Origin of the sequence: Paraburkholderia sp. DD10, from assembly GCF_049177125.1 — a bacterium.
Classification (GTDB): domain Bacteria; phylum Pseudomonadota; class Gammaproteobacteria; order Burkholderiales; family Burkholderiaceae; genus Paraburkholderia; species Paraburkholderia terricola.
On record NZ_CP185392.1, the window covers coordinates 772118 to 787528 of the forward strand.

Sequence of the window (15411 nt, forward strand, 5' to 3'; positions counted from 1 at the left end):
CTATCGCAATCCACCTGCTGTGTTCGGATAAGTACTTATCGAAGCGATCCGACTAGCCATAGCCCACTTATTTTCCTGTACGTGTCGGCACTCGCGGTGCGAGATCCGTTGCAGCGATTCGATTCATTCGGCGACGCAAAAGCCGGAAGTAAAGGTAATGGCTCGGATTGCGTATGCAGCAGAACGTATAGCGGAATCCGCGAATCCGGCAATTGACGATTGCCGACATTCCCATTGCGAAATTAATGGAAACGCCTCGGCGGTATCGCATTGCGTGGGCTAACGCACCGTCACTCGATGACGCTCCGCATAACTTTAGCCTCCATCAGGCCCTGATGCGTGCGTTAGCGGTTTTGTTCGCGCATCGCTAGTCGTTTCTCTCGGATCACCTCGAATCGGAACGGGATTTTCCGCGAGAAAGAAGATGCCGGATGCGATGCGTTCCGCTGTAACGCGAGGCAATGCCGACTGGGCTTTGAAGTTTCATTTTGCACAGTGAGCTGAGATTCACTCGTTATCCAGTCCGGTCTTTCGATAAAAAAATGGGGAGCATGAAATGAAAAAGCAAAACGGGGACGCGCGGGCGTTGGGGACGCGCAAGGCGGTATTGGCGGCTGCCGTGAGTCTGTATGCGGCGATGGCGGGCGCTGAAACTAATCCTGCATTATTTGCCGCACCGCCGGTCAGTCCGGCGGAGATGATCGTCGCGCAAGCATTGCCAATCGATTGCCCGATGTTCGACACGCCAGGTTGTAAGCAGGAAGCCGATAGCTTGTCGACGTCTGTCGGAATCGGCGTGGCTGCCGCCGCGGCTGAGGGTCCGGGTTCAGCGGAGGCCGGAGGGGCTCCGGGCAGTGATGGAAGTGGGACCGCGTCGGCAGGCTTGGGAGCGGGCGGCGCGCGAGGAGGCGCGAACTCGGGGGCGGCAGGAGTCGGTGCGGGGAGTCCGGGTAGTGGGGGGCAAGGAGGCGTGGCTGCGGGTGGTGGGGGCGGCGGTGGTGCGGGTGCGGGCGATGGGGGAACAGGAAGTGGTGGGGTTGGGGGTGGTGGGAGTGGGGGTGGTGGGAGTGGGGGTGGTGGGACTGGGAGTGGCGGGACTGGAAGTGGCGGGACGGGGAGTGGCGGGACTGGAAGTGGCGGGACTGGGACTGGTGGGACTGGGAGTGGCGGGACTGGGAGTGGCGGGACTGGGAGTGGTGGGACTGGAAGTGGCGGGACTGGAAGTGGCGGGACTGGAAGTGGCGGGACTGGAAGTGGTGGCACTGGGAGTGGTGGGACTGGAAGTGGTGGGACTGGGAGTGGCGGGACTGGGAGTGGTGGCACTGGCAGTGGAGGAACAGGTAGCGGAGGGGATGGCGGCAGCGGTCATGGCGGCAGCGGTCATGGCGGCGGTGGCCAAGGTGGTGGCCAAGGCGGTGGTGGCCAAGGCGGCGGCGGTCATGGCGGTGGTGGTCATGGCGGCGGTGGCCAAGGTGGTGGTGGTCAAGGTGGTGGTGGCCAAGGCGGTGGTGGCCAAGGTGGTGGTGGTCAAGGTGGTGGTGGCCAAGGCGGTGGTGGCCAAGGCGGCGGCGGTCATGGCGGCGGTGGCCAAGGTGGTGGTGGTCAAGGTGGCGGCGGTCATGGCGGTGGTGGTCATGGCGGGGGTGGCCAAGGTGGTGGTGGTCAAGGCGGCGGTGGCCAAGGTGGTGGAGGTCAAGGCGGTGGTGGTCAAGGCGGCGGCGGTCATGGCGGTGGTGGTCAAGGCGGCGGTGGCCAAGGTGGCGGTGGCCAAGGTGGTGGCGGTCATGGCGGTGGTGGCCAAGGCGGTGGTGGCCAAGGCGGCGGAGGCCAAGGTGGTGGCGGTCAAGGCGGCGGCGGTCAAGGCGGCGGTGGCCAAGGCGGCGGTCATGGCAGCGCTGGCCAAGGCGGTGGCAGTCAAGGCGGTGGCAGTCAAGGTAGCGGTGGCCAAGGCGGTGGTGGCCAGGGCAGCAGCGGTCAAGGCGGCGGTGGTCACGCCGGTGGCCAAGGCGGCAGCGGTCAAGGCCAAGGCGGTGGCTTCGGCCGTGGCGGCGGCTTCGGCGGCGGCGTCGGCGGCGGTGGCCGCGGCCACTAACGCGGCGCCCGCAAAAATGCGGACAGGCTTCGGGCGGCCGGGCAACCGGCCTCCCGTTCCGACGTCGGGCCCAAGCGCACACCTGCCGGGCCGCTCACAGCAAACGAGCCGACAGCAACAAATCAGACACACGCACCACAACGCAGCGCCGGATCGAAGATCGCGCAAACGGTGTCGGGTTTTTGGGCCGCGTAATGACCACGCGGCTCGCGTTCATGCGTTTGCGCGCAGTACGAATGCGCCGGGCGTCGAGTTCCTGCAACAGCACTTCCGCATCGGCCTGATCGAGCAGCGGATTGCCGCTATCGTGATTGCGGAAGATCTCATGGAAAAGACCCCTCGACGCCTGCAATTGCCGCGCGCTTTTCTGCTGTGCGGGATGCTCCCGAAACACCCGCCCCGAACGCGGGCAATCGCGCGAAAGCGCCGCATCGAGAGTTCGGACGAGTCGACGCTGGTGGATGTCTTCTGGACCCGCGGACCCGGTACCCTGGCACTAACGCGCGCCACGGTGTCCGTGTTTAAATGCCGAGGCTTCGCTCGCCGCTCTCGAAAGCTGACAGTCAGAAGCGGGCGCATACGCAATGGTCCATTCATAACGGAGTTCGCGTTGAATAACAAACAGGCATCGTTGCCGCAAACGTCGTTGCGAATCGCGGCGGCCCAGGCTCAACCCGTTTCGGGCGACGTCACCGCCAACATCGCAAGAACGGTCGAACTGACCCGCCTCGCCGCCGATCACGGCGCGAAGCTGGTGGTATTCCCCGAGAAATTCCTGAGCGGATATGAGCCCGACCTGATTGCCGGCGATCCAACGAACTATGCATTCGATGCACACGATGCCCGGCTCGAACCGATTCGCAAGGTGTGCCGTCAGCGGGAGATTGCCGTCGTCGTCGGCGCGGCCACGCGCGGCGCGGACGGGCTTCGTATTTCCTCGCTGGTGTTCAACCGTCGCGGCGAGCAGATCGAGCCTTATCACAAGCAATACCTCTACCGTAGCGAGACGGAAATCTACCGGCCGGGCACGCACGGCGGCATGCTCGAACTCGACGGCTGGCGCCTCGCACTCGGCGTGTGCTACGACTCCGGCTTTCCGGAACATGCCCGGCTTGCCGCGCTCAACGGCGCGCACGCTTACCTGGTGAGCGCGCTCTTTAGCGTCAAGAGCGGTTATCACCAGTCACGCATCTGGTTTCCGGCGCGTGCCTTCGACAACACCGTGTACGTGCTCATGTCGAATCACGTCGGCACGACCGGCGGCTGGTCGACGTGCGGTTCGAGCGCGATCTGGAGCCCGTACGGCGATGTGCTGACCGAGGCGGGCCGCGAGCGCGACGAAGTCATCACCGCGCTACTCGATCCGGCCGTGCTGACCGACGTTCGTGCGCGCGAGACGGTACTGGCCGACTTCAACGCGCGAGGCGATGCGATGGCGGGCGACTACGTGGTGCAGAGCCTCGATTGATCGCGCCGACAGCTTGCGTCGATTACCGCGCCAACGCGCCAACGCGCCAACGCGCCAACGCGCCAACGCGCCAACGAGCCCAACGAGCCCAACGAGCCCAACGAGCCCAACGAGCCCAACGAGCCCAACGAGCCCAACGAGCCCAACGAGCCCAACGAGCCCAACGAGCCCAACGAGCCCAACGAGCCCAACGAGCCCAACGAGCCCAACGAGCCCAACGCGCCCAACGCGCCCAACGCGCCCAACGCGCCCAACAAGCCCAACAAGCCCAACAAGCCCAACAAGCCCAACAAGCCCAACAAGCCCAACAAGCCCAACAAGCCCAACAAGCCCAACGAGCCCAACGCGGCGACCAAACCGCACCGAGTCAATCCGGCCACACAACGCCGAGCGCGGCCAGCGCCATTGCGACGGTCGCGGTCCACCCCATCCAGCGCAACCAGCCGGTCACCGCGAATTGCCCCATCACCTTGCTGCTGCCCGCCATCAACATCACCAGGGCCATGATCGGCACGGCCGCGATTCCGTTGATCACCGCGCTCCAGTACAACGCCTTGATCGGATCGAGATGCATGAACGTGAGCGCGATGCCGCCGAGAATCGCCAAGGCGATCACGCCGTAGAACTGTTTCGCCAGATTCACCTGCAAAGCGAGGCTGTTCTTCCATCGCATCGTGCCCGCTGCCGCGTAGGCGGCGGACCCCGCGAGTACCGGCAAAGCCAGCAGACCCGTGCCGATGATCCCGACACTGAATAGCGCGAAGGCCAGATCGCCGGCGATCGGCTTGAGCGCAGTGGCGGCGTCGGCGGTCGTTTTCACCTCGACGTGATGCACGTTCAGCGTGGCGGCCGCCGCCAGCATGATGAAGAACGCCACGCCATTCGAAACGGCCATGCCGACCCATGTGTCCAGGTTGATCCGCTTCAGTTGCACCGACGCCTGCATCGGCGCGCGCAATAGCGGACGCTGTGCGGGCTCCGAGCGAATCTCCTCGACTTCCTGCGAGGCCTGCCAGAAGAACAGGTAAGGGCTGATCGTGGTGCCGAGTACCGCGATCACGGTGGTGAGATAGTCGCCGGACCATTGGATCGGCGGCTTGACGATGCTCAGGCCGACCGTCTTCCAGTCGATCGGAATCACGAAAACGATCGCGACGTAGGCGAACAGCACGAGCGTCAGCCACTTCAGAATGCCGGAGTAACGCTCGTACGAAATGAAGACCTGCATCAACAAGGACACCGTGCCGAACAACGCGACATACAGTTGAACCGGCCCGCCTATCACCAGTGTCGCGGCTGCTGCCATTGCCGCGAGGTCGGCGGCGATGTTGATGATGTTCGCGGTCAGCAGGATCAGTACCGCGAGATATAACAGCGGGGCAGGGTAGTGGCGGCGCAGGTTCGTGGCGAGCCCACTGCCCGTCACGCGTCCCATCCTCGCGCAGACCAACTGGATCGACGCCATGAGCGGGTAGGTGATCAGCAGCGTCCATAACAACCCGTAGCCGAATTGCGCGCCGGCTTGCGAGTAGGTGCCGATGCCGCTGGGGTCGTCGTCCGCGGCGCCGGTGATGAGGCCCGGGCCGAGCCGCCTCATCCACGAACGCTCGGCGCGGTCCTCGACGACGAGTTCCGGTTCCATGTTGTCAGTGGTCATGTGTTATCCGCACGTGAAGAGAGCCGTCCCGAACGCCGTATGAATCGCATGCGAGCGAGTCAGCATTCTTCGTGCCACTTCCGCGGCGTTCAATTGCAACGGGATGTGTGATTGCTTGCGTCGCCGCGCGGCGCTGGGCAACATGTCATCCGCTACAATGACCCGCACTTTCCACCTGGAGACTCGCTTTGAAATTCGCCTTGAAATCTGTCGGTGCCCTGGTTGCCGCGGCTGTTCTTTCTTCCACGGCAATGGCCGCTGCTCCCACCACCGAGAAATTGCCTTCCGGCGTGGTCGTCGAACATCTCACGCAGGGCACGGGCGCGCAGCCGGCCGCCGACTCGGTCGTGAAGGTCAGCTACCGTGGCACGCTCGCCAACGGCACCGAGTTCGACAGCTCCGCGAAGCACGGCGGCCCCGCAACGTTTCCGCTCAATCGCGTGATTCCGTGCTGGACGCAAGGCGTGCAGAAGATGAAGGTCGGCGGCAAGGCCAAGCTGACCTGCCCGGCGGCGACCGCTTACGGTGAACGCGGCGTCGGTCCGATTCCGCCGAACAGCGATCTGACTTTCGAAGTCGAACTGGTCGGCATCGAAAAGTAAAAGCGCGCAACGCGCAAGGAACAAGCCCCGCTGTGAAGATCGCAGCGGGGCTTTTTGTTGGAAAAGACCGTCTGGGCGTTTTGATCCGGCAAGCGCGAAAAGCGTCGACAATACCGTTTTGCATGACGTTTCGCATGACGAATGCCTGCAAGAAAGAAAACGTGATCAAGCAAACGGACCGTGCAAGAAGATAAACGCCGGTCATTCAATGTCCGTTTGTCGCGAGTCTTCTCGTTCATGCGAGAGAAGAGGCGTTCAGCGTCTGGAGAGGCATCGGCGGCGAGTTCTTTAAAGACCCGCCGCGCCCGGTCGTTTACTACGTGCTCATGCTCATGCGCCGCCGCTCCAGCGCGGCTCACCGCGCAGCCGATAAACCCCGCTGTCATTCCCCGCGCTTCAGGAGCGCCCGTCATGAATATCGACTTTCACTATGGGGTGGTCTACATCGTCGCCCGTGTTGGCGGCATGACGGCTCGCGAGGCGCTCACGGTGGCGCACGCGTGCCAGTATGTCGACGACGCCACCACCACGGGAATACTGCGCTTTGCGGGCGGCGAGACCTTCGAGCGTTTTGCCACTGCGCACAGGTTATTCGACTACGCCAATACCGAGGACGACCAGAACCGGCTGGTATGGACGCCGTTTCATTTTCTGCCGGCCGGTGAAGGAGAAACGCTGCACGAAAAAGCCGTGTGCCGGCCGGACAGCGCAATCGCGCGCGAGGTAGTGCGGCGCGCGATCCGGCAGCGAGACGCCGATACGGGTTTACATCGACTCGGTGTGACGCTTCACACGTATGTCGATACCTGGGCGCATCAGGGCTTCGCGGGCATCGAAAGTCCGGCGAACCGGGTGAGTTCGCTGGTAGCGGAAGATTGCACGCACGAAGGCTGGCTTGCCCGCCTGGGCCGCGCCACTCGGCATCTGATCGAGCATATCGAGGAGGACGTGCTGACGATCGCGCTGCCTGTCGGTCACGGCGCGGCCTTGCACTATCCTGACCAGCCGTGGGCAAAATGGCATTACGTCGACGGCAGGAACATTCGCGTTGAAAGACACAATTTGCCGGAGTTCATGCAGGCGGCTGAAATGAGTTGCCGCGCGGTGCGTGCCCATGTAGCGGGCCGGGAAGATTTCGACACGCAGCCCGGCCTGCCGCATGACGTGAAAGAGGCGCTCACGCGCCTGCTCGACACCAACCGGCATGGGGACGACAACGAACGCTTGTTGACCATTTGCGCGGCGGTGGAAGCCGGCGCCATTCCCGGCCTGAAGGAGTCGATTCCGAACTATGTGCCCAAGGGCCCCGGCTCGTGGAAATACAAAGCCACTGGCTTGAAATCGCACGATGATACCGGCGAGCGCCCTCGCTGGACGGCAGCGTTCGAGAAAAGCGATTACCGGTTATTTCACGACGCAGTCAAACAACATCGCTTCGTGACCACTCAAGAGATTCTGCCGGATCACGGACTACGGATCGCGTAAACGCCGCCGCCGGCGTCCGGTTATTCGGCTATTGAGTCTCGCTTGCTGATATTGCGCCGTCTGCTCTTACATCGGGTTCTTTGGGTTTAAGGCGTTTCCGGCGCGCGAAATCCGTCGCCGCCGGGCGGCCGGTTTCTCCTTCCGATAGCGTTTCTTTCAGTTCTTTCCCCGCGCGGGCCCATCGAAACAATAAAAAAAGTACTATGGCCCTGTGAATCTCCGAATGCTTGCCTATAGTAGAAGCGGCTATTGCCGCCGGGTGGCGGGCGGGTTCTTTCATGTGGGTGACGGGGAATGCAAATGACGCGCTCGAATGCTGTGATCTATCAGCCCCAGGCTTGCACGCCGGAATCGTTGCGAATACTTGCGCGCTATCTCGAACTGGCGCTCGACGAAGGCGAAAGTGTGATCCTCATGCGGATCGGCACGCAGGTGCGCAGCGTTTATGTCGGCGATCCGTCCGGCGCATTGGAGGACCTGACGGACCACGGCGTCGTGGCCGCTTTCCAGGCCGATGAGATGCTGGCGTTGACGCGCCTCGGACTCAACCGGATAACCGCCGACGATCAGCAGTACCGCTTCATGCGTAGCGTGAGGTACATCGCCGATCGCCAGGCCGTCGTTTTTACGCCGACGTAAGTGGGTCGAAGAATTGGAAAGGAGAAGAAGGCACGGGAGGAAAGACACGGGAAAGACAAAATCAATGCGGCGATTTCGTAGTGAGCTCGAAAGATTCGCACTGCACCCAATGCGTAATCGATTAAGACGTGTGTCTTTATAGTCGCAGGATCTGCCTTTCTCTCGCCATTCGTGGCATAGTTCGATCGATTACCACATAAGGAGCAATCAAATGCCCACGTTAGATCAAATCCAGGCGAAGCTAAGGAAGCTCCAGGCGCAAGCCGATGTCCTTATTGCCAGGAAAGCACAAATCGCAGTCGACCAGATTCGCGACCTGATGCTCAAGCACGGCCTGACTACCGCCGATATCGAAGCGGGCGCGAAAGCGAGGCGCGCCGCGAAAGCGCTGAATGGACATGCAGGAAACGGCAAGGCAAAAGCCGCCGTCTCGGGCAAGCCGAAGTACCGCGACCCCAAGACCGGTGCGACCTGGACCGGCCACGGCCGCGCACCGGGCTGGATCTCCGGCGTGAAAGACCGTACTCAATTCCTGGTCGAGGGCGCGAGCGAATCCACTTCCGCGGTCAAGAGCCCGGTCACTCGCGCGAAGCGCGGCAAAGGTCAGCCAAAAGGCGCGCAACCTCCCAAGTATCTGAACCCGAAAACCGGCGCTACCTGGAGCGGACGTGGCCCGGCGCCTGCATGGCTGGCAACCGTCAAGGACCGCAGCAAATTCCTGATCGGTGGTGCAACGGCGGCGAGCGACGCAAGCAAACCGAAATCGGCGGCCGCCAGCGGCGCAGCGAGCAAGAAAGCCGCGGCAAAGAAGGCTGTCGCTTCGAGAAAGACCGCGGCAAAGAAGGCAACTTCGGCAACCTCGGCAACCCGGAAAGTCGCGGTAAAAAAACGCGCCGTCAAACCCGCCGCGAAGAAGCTCACCGCAACCAAAGCAGCCACGAAGCGGTCAGCCAGGGCAGCAGGCAAGGCGCCCAAAACCGCCGCTAGCGGCAAGGCCGGTGCGGCGAGCGTTGCCGCAGCGCCGCAAAGCTCGACGGTGCAAGCCAGCGCGTAAGCGCATCGGAGTCGTGAAGCCGATGACCAGTATCGAACTACCCCAGCAGGAAGATCACGTCGTCCTGCTGGACTCCGTTCCTCATCCGGCGGCGGATGCCGCCGAGCCTTTCATCGTTGCCAGCGACCGGCGGGTGATTCTGGCTTATCCGATCGCCGAATCCGACTTCGAACGCTTCGGGCCATTCGATCCCGACGACGATCCGTTTTGCGCGGTGCTATTTCCAGACACTGCGTTTCATCGTTTGGGTCCGCCCGGCGATAGCGATCTCGGCATTCATCCGCTTGCGTCGCAAGGTTTGGCCGGGTACTCGGTTCACGAGGTTATCGCTTCGTCGCTGGCCGCCGAAATTGCAGCGGTCGCTTCGGCGGAACTCGCGCGGCGCCATTTCGTGCTCACGTTTCAGGCGTCGACGTTCGAATGCGTGGCGTCGGACTACACCGTGGTCGGCGTATATGGCGCGGGTGAAATCGCCATTCGGGAAGCGTTCTCGCTGGTTCGCTGAGGGCGGTAAACGCTAGGCTTTCGCCAGAAGACTCATTAGGCGCTTCGCGTCGAATGGCGCCTGAACTTTCTTGTCGTTGTCGAAATAGCAGAACACATCCCGGCTTTTGCGCAGCGGCGCCGGTGCGGGTGAGAACCGTTGCGCGTCGTCCGGTTCTTTTCCCGCGGCCCATGTTGCTATTCTGCTGGCCCAACGTTCGAGCGCCGGATCGGCGTACTGTCCGCCGTAAAGCGTTTCCGTGCCGTGCAAGCGGATGTAGATGAAGTCCGCCGTCACGTCCTCGGTATAGGGCCATTCGGCGACGGAATCGGAAATCACACAGGCCACCCGATGCTTGCGCAGCAGCGCCGGAAAGTCGGGCGTGCAAAAGCTCGGATGGCGAATCTCTATGGCGTGCCGCAAGCGCCGTTTGCGTTCAACTACGCAATAAGGCGTCTTTACACGGGCGTCGTGCTGACGCGCCAGCGCCGCGGCCGACTCCGTATCGCGAGGAAGCAACGCGAAGAATCGTTCGAGCCGTTCGGCATCGAACTTGAAGTTCGGCGGGAATTGCCAAAGGAACGGGCCGAGCTTTTCTTTTAACGCCAGCACGCCGGAAGCGAAAAAGTTGGCAATGGCCGGCCGCGCGGTTTCGTCGCGAAAGCGCAGCATATGCGTGAGATAACGCGGTCCCTTGACGCTGAAAACAAACTCGGCGGGCGTGGCTTCGTACCAGCTCCGATAACTGTTCAAGCTTTGCAGCGAGTAATGCGAGCCGTTTATTTCGATCGTCTCGACCTCGCGCGAAGCAAAGTCCAATTCTCTCGCCTGCTTGAGATCTTCCGGGTAAAAGACGCCGCGCCAGCCTTCATAACGCCAGCCGGAAATGCCGATGCGTACATGGACGGACTTCTTTCTCACACTAAGCGTGCCTCGCTGAACCCGTGTCTTTTGCTGCGTAGCAAGGCGCGGTCCTGACAATGGCGACGCGTAATGGCGTGGGTGACTAGCGATCCGGCTGTGAGCTAGTTGCCGGGATCGAGCACCGGCCTGTCCGGCTCCGAAAGCGTCCTGTAGGGCAATCGCGCCGCGCGCGGGTTCTTCGTCGTGTTGTCGATCACGCGCTCCACGTCCGCGGTTTTTGCGAGTTCCGCGAGAAAGGCGCGTTTGTCGAAGCCAGGCGCAACGCAGCCCTCCACGTAGATGAAGCGGCGTTGCAACGTCAGCCACAGCGTCGATTGTTCGCGCCAATGCGTGGCGAAATTGATGTTCGTGAGACGGCGTTGCACGGCCTCCACGATTTCCTTGTCGTACAGGTACGCGTTCGGCAAACGGCAGCGGCCCTCCACCCAGCAGCTATTGCCGCGTTCGATCCGGTAATGGCTGTCGTCGAGCCATTCCTTTTCGGTTTCGAGCGGGCCCAACGGCACAGGACATTCGCCGATCGCTTGCGAAATCTGAAAGAACGGGTCGTGGCCGCGGTTGATGCGCGGTTCTTCCGCATCGGCATGCGCGATCGGCAGCGCGGCCAAGCAGATCAGCAGGCTCGCCAGCCGCATCGGGATCAGGCGTTTCATCGCCGTCCGCTCCGGTTAGGGGGCTTGCCGATTATGCGGCGATTGCGGTGCGGGACTCAAGATCCACGATGCGTGCGCCGGTTCTCCACCGCGAACTTGATCAGTTCCGCCTGACCTTCGATATCGAGCTTGCGTTTCAGATTCAGCCGATGCGTTTCCACCGTGCGCACCGACAGATCATTGCGCTGGGCGATCTGCTTGCTCGACAGCCCTTCCGCGAGCGCGTCGAGAATATCGCGCTCGCGCGGCGTGAGCCGTTCAATCGGCGCTTGCATCGCGGACGCCTGGATCAGACGCGCACCGAGCCCCGCGCTGAAGAACTGCTTGCCGTCGAGCACCGCGCCGATCGCCTGAATGATCTCGGTGGCGGGGGAGTCCTTCAGCACATAGCCGCTGGCGCCCGCGCGCACCGCCTGGGTCACGTATTCGAGGTTGTCGTGCATCGAGAGCATCAGCACGCGAATGGCCGGGAAGCGTTCATGAAACATGCCGGCCAATGCGATGCCGTTCATGCCGTTCATGCCCACGTCCATCAGCACGAGGTGCGGCTCGCAACTGGCGGCGAGCGCGAGCGCTTCCTGCGCATTGCCCGCCTCGCCGACGATTTCGATGTTGCGCACCGCTTCGAGCCGGGCGCGCAAACCGTCGCGCACGAGCGGATGATCGTCGACGAGAATCAGACGGGCGACGGCGGGTGGGGTGTCGTTCATGATCGAATATCCTGCAAGGCCGGCGATTGCGGCTCGTTTCGAGGCTCGCCCGTTCCGAGCGGCACGCGGGCGGTGACGAGGGTATGGCGGGGCTGCGAACTGAGCGACAGGTTGCCGCCGAGCGCTTCGAGCCGCTCGCGCATGTTGCGCAGACCCACGCCCGAGCGCCGGCCGACGAAGGCATGCGTGACGTCGAAGCCGCGGCCGTCGTCCGCGATCGAGAGCGTGACGGCGTCGTTCGAGATTTCTAGCGCCATCGCCGCGCTCGACGCCTGCGCGTGGCGCACGATGTTGGTCAGCGCTTCCTGCGCGATACGGAACAGCACGGTGTTGACCGCTTCGGGCAACACCGCTGCATGGGTGTGCGTGATTTGCGTGAAGCCGATTTCGATGCCCGACTGCTCGCTCAGTTCGCGCGTGAGCTGTTCCAATGCGGCCGCGACGCCGAGGTCGTCGAGCATCGACGGACGCAGCGCATGGGAAATGCGGCGCACCTCGCGCAAGGTGTCGCCGAGCCGCGCGAGACTGGTCGACAGTGCGGCTTCCGCGGCGGGCACGCGCGTTTCGCTGCGCTCGAAACGCGCGAGCGCCGATTCGAGCAGCAGCTTCACGGAGACCATCATCTGGCTGATGCCGTCGTGCAGTTCACGCGACAAACGCGCCCGTTCGTTTTCCTGCGACTCCACCACCTGCCGCGCGAGCCGCTTCAATTTGGCATCGGCGCTGCGGTATTCGGTGAAGTTGAGCACGAGCGCGCACAGCGCGATTACCGCGAGCCCCGCCACGGCGATCGCGTCGATCCACATCATCGTGCGATCGATGTTGGCCGCAGCTTCCCGGTCGATGCGCGCCAGCGCGAGATCCACGTCGTCGAGATAGATGCCGGTGCCGATCATCCAGCCCCAGCGTTCGAGCGGCACCACGTAGCCGAGCTTCGAGGCGAGCTTGCCCGTCGACGGACGATGCCACATGTAGCGCACATAGCCGCCGCCGCGCGAGGCTGCGGCGAGCAGACGCTGGATGGTCGGCGTGCCTTGCGGATCGCGCAACTCCGAAAGATCGCGGCCCACCAGGTTCGGCTCGCGCGGATGCATCAGCGAGCGGCCATGCATGTCGTAGACGAAGAAATAGCCGTCGCGGCCGAAGTCCATGCTTTCCAGAACGTCGAGCGCGCGCGTGCGCAGCAAGGCATCGTCGCGCGCATTGTCGTGGGCGGCCTCGTAGAGCGGCGCGATCGCGGTGGTCGCCAGTTCGACGTAATGCTTGAGTTCGACTTCCTTGCTCGCCATGTACGCGGCCTGGGTGGTCGCGTGCTGGGTCCTGGCGAGTTCGACCGCCTCATGGCGAACGCCGCTTTCGATGCTCGCGATGGCCGCCAGGAAGGGCACGATCGCCAGCAGGACAATCTTGGCTTTGAGTTTCATCGTAGAAAAGACGGCCGACGGGCTACGTAGTATCACGTAGCGGGCTTACGTAGTTGCGCGCTTGTGACGACGCTCACGAAGGCGAATACTACATCCCCACGGCGTCCCGCGCCTTGCGGCGAAGCCGCCGCGTGTTCCGCGCGCCCGGCCACGAGTCATGGCGCGCGCTTTCAATAATAGACATCAGGAGATGTTGTGGAGACATCCAGACCCGCCGGCCGCTCATGGCTATGGCTCATCCTTCTGCTTCCGTACGTCGCGCTGTTGTGGCTGCCGTTCTATAACGACACGCGTCCCTCGTTCGCGGGCTTCCCGTTCTTCTACTGGTATCAGTTCCTGTGGGTGCCGTTGACCTCGCTGCTGATTTACGTCGTGTATCGAGGTGCCAAATGAGCGATCTGAATCCTGTGAATCCGGTTGCGATGACCGTCTTTATCGCGTTCTTCGTTCTCGTCACCGTGATCGGCTTTTTCGCCGCGCGCTGGAAGCGGGGCGACCTGACGCAATTGCACGAGTGGGGCCTGGGTGGCCGCCAGTTCGGCACGGTGATCTCGTGGTTCCTCGTGGGCGGCGACTTCTATACCGCCTACACCGTGATCGCGGTGCCCGCGCTGGTGTATTCGGTGGGCGCATACGGCTTCTTCGCGTTGCCGTACACGATCATCGTCTATCCGTTCGTGTTCGCGGTGATGCCGAAGCTGTGGAAGATCGCGCATGCGAAAAACCACATCACGGCCGCCGACTACGTGCAGGGCGAATACGGCGGCAAGTGGTTCCCGGCGGCGGTGGCGATCACCGGCATTGTCGCGACGATGCCGTATATCGCGCTGCAACTGGTGGGCATGCAGGTCGTGATCAAGGGGCTCGGCGTGAGCGGCGAAATGCCGTTGATCGTGGCCTTCGTGATTCTCGCGCTCTACACGTATGCGAGCGGCCTGCGGGCGCCGGCGATGATCGCGTTCGTGAAGGACATCATGATCTATATCGTGGTGATCGCCGCGGTGTGGCTGATTCCGGCGAAGCTCGGCGGCTACGCGCACGTGTTCGACGCGGCCGATACGTACTTCAAGGCCAAGGGCGGCGCGACCGGCATCATTCTGAAGCCGGCGCAATTCACCGCTTATGCGTCGCTGGCGTTGGGCTCGGCGCTGGCCGCGTTCATGTATCCGCATACGATGACGGCGGTGTTGTCGTCCTCGTCGGCGAATACGGTGCGCAAGAATGCGATTTTCCTGCCGGCCTATACGTTGCTGCTCGGTCTGATCGCGCTGCTCGGCTACATGGCGATCGCGGCCGGCGTGCATGTGAAATCGGCTTCGGACATGGTGCCGGCGTTGTTCAATACGCTGTTCCCGTCGTGGTTCGTCGGCTTCGCGGCCGCGGCCATCGCGATCAGCGCGCTGGTGCCGGCGGCGATCATGTCGATCGGCGCGGCGAATCTGTTCACGCGCAATTTGTGGCGTCCGCTGGTCTCGCCGAATATCACGCCCCAAGCCGAAGCGGCCAACGCGAAGATCGTGTCGCTGGTCGTGAAGTTCGGCGCGCTGCTGTTCATCGTGTTCCTGCCGACGCAGTATGCGATCGATCTGCAATTGCTCGGCGGCGTGTGGATCCTGCAGATTTTCCCGGCGATCGTGTTCTCGTTGTACACGCGGCGCTTGAATACGCCGGGCCTGTTCATGGGCTGGCTCGTCGGCATCGTGCTCGGCAGCGGCCTCGCGATCTCGCAAGGACTCAAGCCGGTGTTCGCATTGCATCTCGGCGACGCGGTCTATCCGGTCTATATCGGCTTGATCGCGCTGGCGGCGAATGTGGTCGTGAGTTTCGCCGTGTCGGTTTTGTCGCCGCGTAGAGTGGCGGTCACTGCCTGATTGTCTTGCCTTGTTTGGTGTTGCCCGGCCGGCGCCGCGGGTTCTCTCCGCGGCGCCGGTCAACCTTTCTACTTCAAGCCGCGCTGCTTTCGATATTCGTCGACCGGCAGCCCGCCCCATCCCCAGTTCTCCTTCTCCACCTCTTCGATGACGACGAACGTCGCCTCCAGCGGCTTGTTCAACACGTCGAGCAGTAGCTGGCTCACTCCCTCGATGAGTTGCGCCTTTTCATTCGCCGTGACGGAATCGGCGCCCGGTTTCGTGCCCTCGCGGGTCACCTGAATCGTGACGATCGGCATGGTGTTCTCCTGGTTCGTGGCTCGGAATGGGACGCCGGCTGGCGGCGCC

General features: G+C 62.8%; 14 protein-coding genes and 1 pseudogene. 8 read left to right on the top strand and 7 right to left on the bottom strand.

What is annotated here, in order from left to right:
• Positions 1–2255: 2255 nt before the first annotated feature.
• Positions 2256–2548 (bottom strand): annotated as a pseudogene (locus ACOCG7_RS03610) (DNA ligase-associated DEXH box helicase); the annotation flags it as partial.
• Between the two features lie 61 nt (positions 2549–2609).
• On the opposite strand from ACOCG7_RS03610, the gene ACOCG7_RS03615 reads away from it, so the two are divergent.
• Positions 2610–3560, top strand: coding sequence for a carbon-nitrogen hydrolase family protein (locus ACOCG7_RS03615; protein ID WP_244746110.1), 951 nt, complete (start codon positions 2610–2612; stop codon positions 3558–3560).
• Between the two features lie 367 nt (positions 3561–3927).
• Here ACOCG7_RS03615 and ACOCG7_RS03620 read toward each other — a convergent pair whose 3' ends face one another.
• Positions 3928–5217 (bottom strand): NRAMP family divalent metal transporter, encoded by a 1290-nt coding sequence (locus tag ACOCG7_RS03620; protein WP_073430219.1) that lies wholly within the window; start codon positions 5215–5217, stop codon positions 3928–3930.
• A gap of 251 nt (positions 5218–5468) precedes the next feature.
• Between ACOCG7_RS03620 and ACOCG7_RS03625 the strand changes: the two genes are divergently transcribed.
• From ACOCG7_RS03625 to ACOCG7_RS03645, 5 genes are all read left to right on the top strand, one after another.
• Entirely contained in the window at positions 5469–5819 is a 351-nt protein-coding gene (locus ACOCG7_RS03625) for an FKBP-type peptidyl-prolyl cis-trans isomerase (RefSeq protein WP_176035791.1), read from the top strand.
• 411 nt (positions 5820–6230) lie between these two features.
• Entirely contained in the window at positions 6231–7304 is a 1074-nt protein-coding gene (locus ACOCG7_RS03630) for a DUF6765 family protein (RefSeq protein ID WP_073430218.1), read from the top strand.
• A gap of 300 nt (positions 7305–7604) precedes the next feature.
• Entirely contained in the window at positions 7605–7943 is a 339-nt protein-coding gene (locus ACOCG7_RS03635; protein WP_073430217.1) for a hypothetical protein, read from the top strand.
• A gap of 211 nt (positions 7944–8154) precedes the next feature.
• Positions 8155–8997 carry an H-NS family nucleoid-associated regulatory protein gene (locus ACOCG7_RS03640; RefSeq protein ID WP_073430216.1) on the top strand — a complete coding sequence of 281 codons (843 nt, stop codon included), beginning with the start codon at positions 8155–8157 and terminating at the stop codon, positions 8995–8997.
• Positions 8998–9019: 22 nt separating this feature from the next.
• Entirely contained in the window at positions 9020–9502 is a 483-nt protein-coding gene (locus ACOCG7_RS03645) for a hypothetical protein (RefSeq protein WP_073430215.1), read from the top strand.
• Positions 9503–9514: 12 nt separating this feature from the next.
• On the opposite strand, the gene ACOCG7_RS03650 is transcribed toward ACOCG7_RS03645, so the two are convergent.
• From ACOCG7_RS03650 to ACOCG7_RS03665, 4 genes are all read right to left on the bottom strand, one after another.
• On the bottom strand, positions 9515–10402 hold the full coding sequence (locus tag ACOCG7_RS03650; RefSeq protein WP_073430214.1) for a DUF72 domain-containing protein: 888 nt from the start codon (positions 10400–10402) through the stop codon (positions 9515–9517).
• A 104-nt stretch (positions 10403–10506) separates the two neighbouring features.
• Positions 10507–11058 (bottom strand): hypothetical protein, encoded by a 552-nt coding sequence (locus ACOCG7_RS03655; RefSeq protein WP_073430213.1) that lies wholly within the window; start codon positions 11056–11058, stop codon positions 10507–10509.
• A gap of 56 nt (positions 11059–11114) precedes the next feature.
• Entirely contained in the window at positions 11115–11768 is a 654-nt protein-coding gene (locus ACOCG7_RS03660) for a response regulator (protein ID WP_073430212.1), read from the bottom strand.
• Positions 11765–13192 carry a cache domain-containing protein gene (locus ACOCG7_RS03665; RefSeq protein WP_073430211.1) on the bottom strand — a complete coding sequence of 476 codons (1428 nt, stop codon included), beginning with the start codon at positions 13190–13192 and terminating at the stop codon, positions 11765–11767. The genes ACOCG7_RS03660 and ACOCG7_RS03665 overlap by 4 nt, the downstream gene beginning before the upstream one ends.
• A gap of 195 nt (positions 13193–13387) precedes the next feature.
• On the opposite strand from ACOCG7_RS03665, the gene ACOCG7_RS03670 reads away from it, so the two are divergent.
• On the top strand, positions 13388–13585 hold the full coding sequence (locus tag ACOCG7_RS03670; RefSeq protein ID WP_073430210.1) for a DUF3311 domain-containing protein: 198 nt from the start codon (positions 13388–13390) through the stop codon (positions 13583–13585).
• Positions 13582–15063, top strand: a complete 1482-nt coding sequence (gene mctP / locus ACOCG7_RS03675) for a monocarboxylate uptake permease MctP (protein ID WP_073430209.1) — start codon at positions 13582–13584, stop codon at positions 15061–15063. The genes ACOCG7_RS03670 and mctP overlap by 4 nt, the downstream gene beginning before the upstream one ends.
• Before the next feature lie 68 nt (positions 15064–15131).
• Here mctP and ACOCG7_RS03680 read toward each other — a convergent pair whose 3' ends face one another.
• Entirely contained in the window at positions 15132–15362 is a 231-nt protein-coding gene (locus ACOCG7_RS03680; protein WP_073430208.1) for a tautomerase family protein, read from the bottom strand.
• Positions 15363–15411: the final 49 nt, after the last annotated feature.

What these genes read in the sequence shown, in the direction of transcription:
- ACOCG7_RS03620 (WP_073430219.1), bottom strand. Translation starts at nt 5,217, where the DNA reads ATGACCACTGACAACATGGAACCGGAACTCGTCGTCGAGGACCGCGCC.
- ACOCG7_RS03625 (WP_176035791.1), top strand. Translation starts at nt 5,469, where the DNA reads ATGGCCGCTGCTCCCACCACCGAGAAATTGCCTTCCGGCGTGGTCGTC.
- ACOCG7_RS03630 (WP_073430218.1), top strand. Translation starts at nt 6,231, where the DNA reads ATGAATATCGACTTTCACTATGGGGTGGTCTACATCGTCGCCCGTGTT.
- ACOCG7_RS03635 (WP_073430217.1), top strand. Translation starts at nt 7,605, where the DNA reads ATGACGCGCTCGAATGCTGTGATCTATCAGCCCCAGGCTTGCACGCCG.
- ACOCG7_RS03640 (WP_073430216.1), top strand. Translation starts at nt 8,155, where the DNA reads ATGCCCACGTTAGATCAAATCCAGGCGAAGCTAAGGAAGCTCCAGGCG.
- ACOCG7_RS03645 (WP_073430215.1), top strand. Translation starts at nt 9,020, where the DNA reads ATGACCAGTATCGAACTACCCCAGCAGGAAGATCACGTCGTCCTGCTG.
- ACOCG7_RS03655 (WP_073430213.1), bottom strand. Translation starts at nt 11,058, where the DNA reads ATGAAACGCCTGATCCCGATGCGGCTGGCGAGCCTGCTGATCTGCTTG.
- ACOCG7_RS03660 (WP_073430212.1), bottom strand. Translation starts at nt 11,768, where the DNA reads ATGAACGACACCCCACCCGCCGTCGCCCGTCTGATTCTCGTCGACGAT.
- ACOCG7_RS03665 (WP_073430211.1), bottom strand. Translation starts at nt 13,192, where the DNA reads ATGAAACTCAAAGCCAAGATTGTCCTGCTGGCGATCGTGCCCTTCCTG.
- mctP (WP_073430209.1), top strand. Translation starts at nt 13,582, where the DNA reads ATGAGCGATCTGAATCCTGTGAATCCGGTTGCGATGACCGTCTTTATC.
- ACOCG7_RS03680 (WP_073430208.1), bottom strand. Translation starts at nt 15,362, where the DNA reads ATGCCGATCGTCACGATTCAGGTGACCCGCGAGGGCACGAAACCGGGC.